This window comes from Phormidium sp. CCY1219 (genome assembly GCF_035615515.1).
Taxonomy (GTDB): domain Bacteria; phylum Cyanobacteriota; class Cyanobacteriia; order Cyanobacteriales; family Laspinemataceae; genus CCY1219.
Genome location: NZ_JAJENT010000881.1, coordinates 1 through 5,081, shown reverse-complemented (window position 1 = coordinate 5,081; position 5,081 = coordinate 1). Strand labels below are relative to the sequence as shown.

Sequence of the window (5,081 nt, the reverse complement as noted above, 5' to 3'; positions counted from 1 at the left end):
CCCTCAATATAGGCATTGAGTTCATCTGCCGTCACGCCCAAAAAGTTAAGCAGCGCCTCTCGGTTGCGCTTATAGACGTTCGTACTTTCTCCCGCCTTTAACCTCCGAAACGCACTACGCTCGATCCCGATTCGCTGCGCCAGCGCCGTATCGTTCGGTTCTGCCAAAATCTCACCGAGAAATGCTACCAACTGTGCCAACCGCATCTGCGGCGTCCCTTGTCTATCCTTCTGTTCGCTCACCTAGCACTCAGCACTAATGTTGCTACAATTATTTTTTTTCAATATCCCGGATTTTATGACATTTCTTTACAAAAATAAGTAGGTTTATCCCTTGACAAATTAAAAAATTTTGAGTATGTTAGCAGCATAAACGACAATACGACTGGCGTTTTGTCGCATAATGACAGTAGAACGTAATGCGTTCGTTCTGCCATCAGCTCCCTAAATCTCCCATTTCAAACAAAAAAAGGGGATTGCCTTCCCCATTAATCCAAACAAAATATCACCCACAATTTTACCATGTCTGCGATTTTTCTCAAGCCTTCCTTGGCGATCGCCCCGGTTTCGGTCTCGGATTTTTCTGGAGCCTCCGAGTCACCCCTCGCGTTCCGCTTCGACTACGACTACAGCAGCTTTGGCTCCGAAACCTTGCAACAGCAAGCCACACAAGCCCTATCCCAGTTTCTCGGGTTCATCCGCCATACCTTCGTTAGCGGGCGCGCCGGCGTCAAACTTAGGAGCCAAGAGCATCCCTTCTTCGACAGATTCAACGGAAGTCCGGGCAGCAAATTGTGATGACATTAGCACAAAAGAACGGGAACGATAATCATTATTGCATGATTTAGCAAACTACAGCCGTTACAACCAGTTGCCTCCCCAAGCCAGAAGCATCGAAAAAGCGATCGCGGCGATCGCGGGAGCGAGCCATCAGCCCCACCGCAAACCGCACCGACTTTTCGCGGGCGATGGTCAGTAGAATCAGGGTTTCAAGGGGACGAGCGAAAACTGTCCCGACTATTGTTGTGATTACAACCTGAAATTCAACACTAAACAGATAAACAGAACTACGGCAATCCTCGGTACGTTTGGCAACGATCGCCTGATTGGAACCCCGAACGCTGACACGATTCAAGCTTTGGCAGGCAACGATATCGTCACTGGATTGGACGCGAACGATCTCATCTTTGGCAATCAAGGTGGCAATGTTCTGGCAGGCAACACCGGACGCGACACGATATTTGGCGGACGGGACAATGACACCATTTGGGGTGGCAAAGATGGCGACCATCTTTACGGCGACTTAGGCACAGATATGATCTGGGGTGACTTCGGCGACGACTTCATCCGGGGCGGAACCTTAGACCCCACTTCTACTCTCGATGTCGAGAGTGATTTGTTGTTTGGCAATAGAGGCAAAGACACCCTCATCGGCGATGCCGGAGACGATACCCTCTGGGGTGGGAAAGATAATGACCTACTGCAAGGAGAGGCAGGCAACGATCGCCCCTACCCCTTCACCGCCACAGCCAAGCCCGTTTGACGATCGCCCGGAAAGCATCGAAAACGCGATCGCTATAACTTCCTGTCAAGCCAAGTTAAGCTTGGCAGTTTGCCGATCGTGCAGAGGTCGTAGCTTTCGTGTAGGGTGGGTTAGGCGGCTGAAACCTAAGCAACCCAACGTTTAAAGTGTGTCGGTCCAGTACGAGTTGCAACGGACGAGAGCTATTAACACGAAATTTTAAATTTGACAGTGACTTGGGTTCTTGACGACAGCAAACCTGGAACCCAGAATAGGGGTAACAAGATTGCAAACACAGAATTGAGAAACCCGGGGTGCCTAACTTAATTTTTTTGTATCCGAAAGGAGACGAGGAGTTACAAAGATGCTAGATAGGCACAAAAGAACTGTAGGTATTGATTCGGTGTTTTGGCGGGAGTGGCAACAGCATCAAGGCTGTCTCTACCGTTGCTGCCTCCGACGGATGAGAGGCAACCAAACGGAGGCGGAAGATGTTCTGGGTATGGCTATGCTTAGGGCTAGGGAGGGTTGGCGAACCAGCAGCAAACCTATTAATAATGTGAAGGCGTGGTTGGTCAGATTGGTGAATAATCTTTGCACGAACCTGCTTAAAAAGCGCGATCGCCTATTTTCCTGTGAAGCTAACGAAGAGCTATGGGTTAGCCAGGAAGAAGAACCAGATCTTGCCGCGTAGCGGCAAGATCTCGAGTTATTTTTTGAGGGAGAGGTAAATAATTTATCTCCCAAATTGCGGGAGACTTTTTTTCTCTACTGGAAGGAGGAGCTGTCTTACAAGGAGATAGCCGAACGGTTGGCCATTTCTCAGGGGACTGCCCGCAAGCGGGTTTCTAATGCCAGGGCCATTTTGCGAGAGCGATGGAACGAGTATAACGGAGTGACAGAGGACTCTAGTTCTTCGTTGGCAACGGATGTGGAAGAGACGAGTGCGGATGAGTTGTCGGTGGGGGAACCGGCCTCTAGTAGGTTGGATGAAGCGAAACGGAACCCAACAAGGCTTAATCCAGCAGAACTGAGGACAAAAGAGGAACTCCAACGGTCATTTCTGTCGTTGCCGAGGGGAGAGCAATCTCAAAGGCCCAAACTTGGTTCCTTATGCCTAAGTCCCGAACCCGGGCTGAAATCAAAATTGCGATCGAGTAAGTTGGCCTTGATTCTTCGACCCCAGGCAGTCGGGGCTATCTTGGCCAATGCAAGGTTATCGCTTCGGATTAAGAATAGATATCAATTTGAATTGCCCGGGAGATGGGTCTGGTGCTATTTGGCGTCAGGGCAGATTGGACGCGGGAAAAAAAGGTTAATCGGCAAGGGGCGATCGGTATTTGGTGGAACCCAGCTTCTTTCTCTGCCTTTCTGGGGGCCTTGGGTTCCGGTTCCCAGCAGTTCGCCTACGGAAAAAATCGCCCTGTTATCGGGAAAATGGCCCTGTCGTCCTCCTTAAGAAAGAAATTTTCTCTATTTTGAGGCAGAAAAGTTCACAAACTGCCACCCAAAACTGTCTTATTAAATAGAAGGAGCGATGAAGTCAATCCTACTTTTTTGTTGAATTGTTCAAAATTGTTGATGAGGTCAGAAATAATGTTGGTTAAGAATGCTCAAAAATTGTGTGCGGCTTTGACTTTGGGAATGACAATGGCGATCGCCTCTCAACCCTCTGCTCTGGCTTTCGGCTCCTATGAGGAATGCAGAAATGTTTTTGGCCCTATTCCCTTTTGCTTAAATTTTCTTGATTTCGACGAATCTTCAGACAACTCTGCGGACAGTTCCACAGGAGACGAGTCAGGGCAGTCCGTCAGCGGAGTGGGGTCAGATGAAATTTCTGAATCTCCAGACAACTCTGCGAACAGTCTCACAGCAGACGAGCTAGGGCAGTCCATCAGCGGAGTGGGGCCAGGAGATGCGACAGAGATGGTCTCCGTCCCAGAGCCTAGTCTAATAGTAGGTTTGATTACAGTGGGCGGTTTTATGCTGGGAAGCAGGAAAAAGGCCAAAGCCTAACTGTTTGGACGCCCGCAATACCTCGTAGGGAAAAGTGGCATTTGCGAGTTATTCCTGACTTTTATTGCCAAAATTTTCTAACTCGGAAAAATCAGGAATTGCTTCGGAGTTTGTCGGTGGGGGCGGTGCGTTGCGGCAAGGTCAACATTTATCGTGAAAACCCATGATTTATCGATGCCGCAACACACCCTACCGGGGGCGACACCATCATAGGTAGGGTGTGTTATGCGGCCAGAAAATGTGAATGGTGACAAATCAATGATATTTCCGCATAACGCACCGTCCACGGAACCCCGAATTCAATTTTGGGTTAAATTCACATATTTATTCATGGGGTTTGTTGGTGGGGGTGGTGCGTTGCGGCTAGGTCAATATTTTTCGGCAAAACCCATAATTTATCGATGCCGCAACACACCCTACCGGGGGCTCCAGTACAATATCCTATTGAGCAACACCCATTTTTGTCATTGCGAGGGGCAGCGAAGCAATCTCAAAGGTCGAATTTTCGTTAACCATGCGTAAGTCCTGTCTATTTTGAGGCAGAAAAGTTCACAAAATGCCACCCAAAACTGTCTTATTAGTAGATGGAACAAATTCTCTCTATTGGCCTTGACGAATACAGGAGTGTATAAAATGTTCAAGAATAAAAGGGCTCTTATCATACATAAGGAAGTTTCATTTTCTTGTTTTTTTGGGTGCAGTTCATGGCACTATAACAGGAGATGTCTCTGATGATGGCAGTGAAGTATTTCCTGTACGAATCACTGCTCAAACCAATTTGGGTTCTGGTTCTTTCGATCTAGAAATTAACGGAAACGAAACGATAGACGAAGAACTCCAAGGAGCCAAGGTCGAAGTTACTATTTCACAATGGCAATGCGATCAAGAGACCCTAAGTTTTCATGTAAAAGCTGTGGCGAAAAAAGGATTTTTTTCATGCAACATTCTCGATGAAAGCTTCAGAGGAAGCCGTCACAATGCTGAAACATTAACAAATGTATTGGCCGATCTTGATATGAAGCTTAAGTCTTTGTCAGCAGCAAAATCAAGCTAATAAGCGGTTTTATCCCTCTTCTGTCACTTTCCAAAAAAGGGGGTTCAAACCCTGATTCTTTCGTTAAAATTTCCAAGAGTGACAGAAGAGGGATATTCATTAATTACAGCGCACACAAATTTTTGTTAGCGCCAAAAAGCCCTATCGATTCGCTCCTCAAAGCATCAATATTTAGGGAGCATCTCAATTTGGACAATCAACAACTTTCAAAAAACATGGAGAAACGCTCATGACGGAACCGATTTTAGTTAAAGATATCAACTCTGGTTCGGGTGGCTCATCTCCCAAAAATTTAACCAACATCAACGGCACCCGGTACTTTACAGCATATGACGGCACCAACGGCACTGAGCTATGGAAGAGCGACGGCACGGAAGGGGGTACGGTTTTAGTTAAAGATATCAGGTCTGGTTCGGTTAGCTCATCTCTCAAAAATTTAACCAACATCAACGGCACCCTGTACTTTAGAGCAAATGACGGCACCAACGGC

8 protein-coding genes and 1 pseudogene are annotated in these 5,081 nt (G+C 47.4%); 8 read left to right on the top strand and 1 reads right to left on the bottom strand.

Annotated elements, in window-relative coordinates:
• Nucleotides 1-242, bottom strand: a 242-nt coding sequence (locus LKK83_RS28895) for a hypothetical protein (RefSeq protein ID WP_324634920.1), incomplete at its 3' end; no start/stop codon positions are given.
• Nucleotides 243-521: 279 nt separating this feature from the next.
• On the opposite strand from LKK83_RS28895, the gene LKK83_RS28890 reads away from it, so the two are divergent.
• The 8 genes and pseudogenes from LKK83_RS28890 to LKK83_RS28865 all read left to right on the top strand — a co-directional run.
• Complete coding sequence (locus LKK83_RS28890) at nt 522-797, top strand: hypothetical protein (RefSeq protein WP_324634919.1); 276 nt, start codon at nt 522-524, stop codon at nt 795-797.
• Between the two features lie 37 nt (nt 798-834).
• Nucleotides 835-978, top strand: coding sequence for a hypothetical protein (locus LKK83_RS28885; RefSeq protein WP_324634918.1), 144 nt, complete (start codon nt 835-837; stop codon nt 976-978).
• A gap of 57 nt (nt 979-1,035) precedes the next feature.
• Nucleotides 1,036-1,542 (top strand): calcium-binding protein, encoded by a 507-nt coding sequence (locus tag LKK83_RS28880; RefSeq protein ID WP_324634921.1) that lies wholly within the window; start codon nt 1,036-1,038, stop codon nt 1,540-1,542.
• Between the two features lie 343 nt (nt 1,543-1,885).
• Nucleotides 1,886-2,215 (top strand): RNA polymerase sigma factor, encoded by a 330-nt coding sequence (locus LKK83_RS32480; RefSeq protein WP_442957386.1) that lies wholly within the window; start codon nt 1,886-1,888, stop codon nt 2,213-2,215.
• A 45-nt stretch (nt 2,216-2,260) separates the two neighbouring features.
• Nucleotides 2,261-2,980: pseudogene (locus LKK83_RS32475) on the top strand (RNA polymerase sigma factor); the annotation flags it as partial.
• Between the two features lie 137 nt (nt 2,981-3,117).
• A complete protein-coding gene (locus tag LKK83_RS28875) occupies nt 3,118-3,537 on the top strand; it encodes a PEP-CTERM sorting domain-containing protein (RefSeq protein WP_324634917.1) in 420 nt (139 codons plus the stop codon).
• Between the two features lie 691 nt (nt 3,538-4,228).
• Nucleotides 4,229-4,591 carry a hypothetical protein gene (locus tag LKK83_RS28870; protein ID WP_324634916.1) on the top strand — a complete coding sequence of 121 codons (363 nt, stop codon included), beginning with the start codon at nt 4,229-4,231 and terminating at the stop codon, nt 4,589-4,591.
• Between the two features lie 229 nt (nt 4,592-4,820).
• Nucleotides 4,821-5,081, top strand: a 261-nt coding sequence (locus tag LKK83_RS28865) for an ELWxxDGT repeat protein (protein ID WP_324634915.1), incomplete at its 3' end; no start/stop codon positions are given.

Bases quoted from the DNA above. Each gene is read 5' to 3' on its own strand.
- LKK83_RS28875 (WP_324634917.1), top strand. From the start codon at position 3,118: ATGTTGGTTAAGAATGCTCAAAAATTGTGTGCGGCTTTGACTTTGGGA.
- LKK83_RS32480 (WP_442957386.1), top strand. From the start codon at position 1,886: ATGCTAGATAGGCACAAAAGAACTGTAGGTATTGATTCGGTGTTTTGG.
- LKK83_RS28890 (WP_324634919.1), top strand. From the start codon at position 522: ATGTCTGCGATTTTTCTCAAGCCTTCCTTGGCGATCGCCCCGGTTTCG.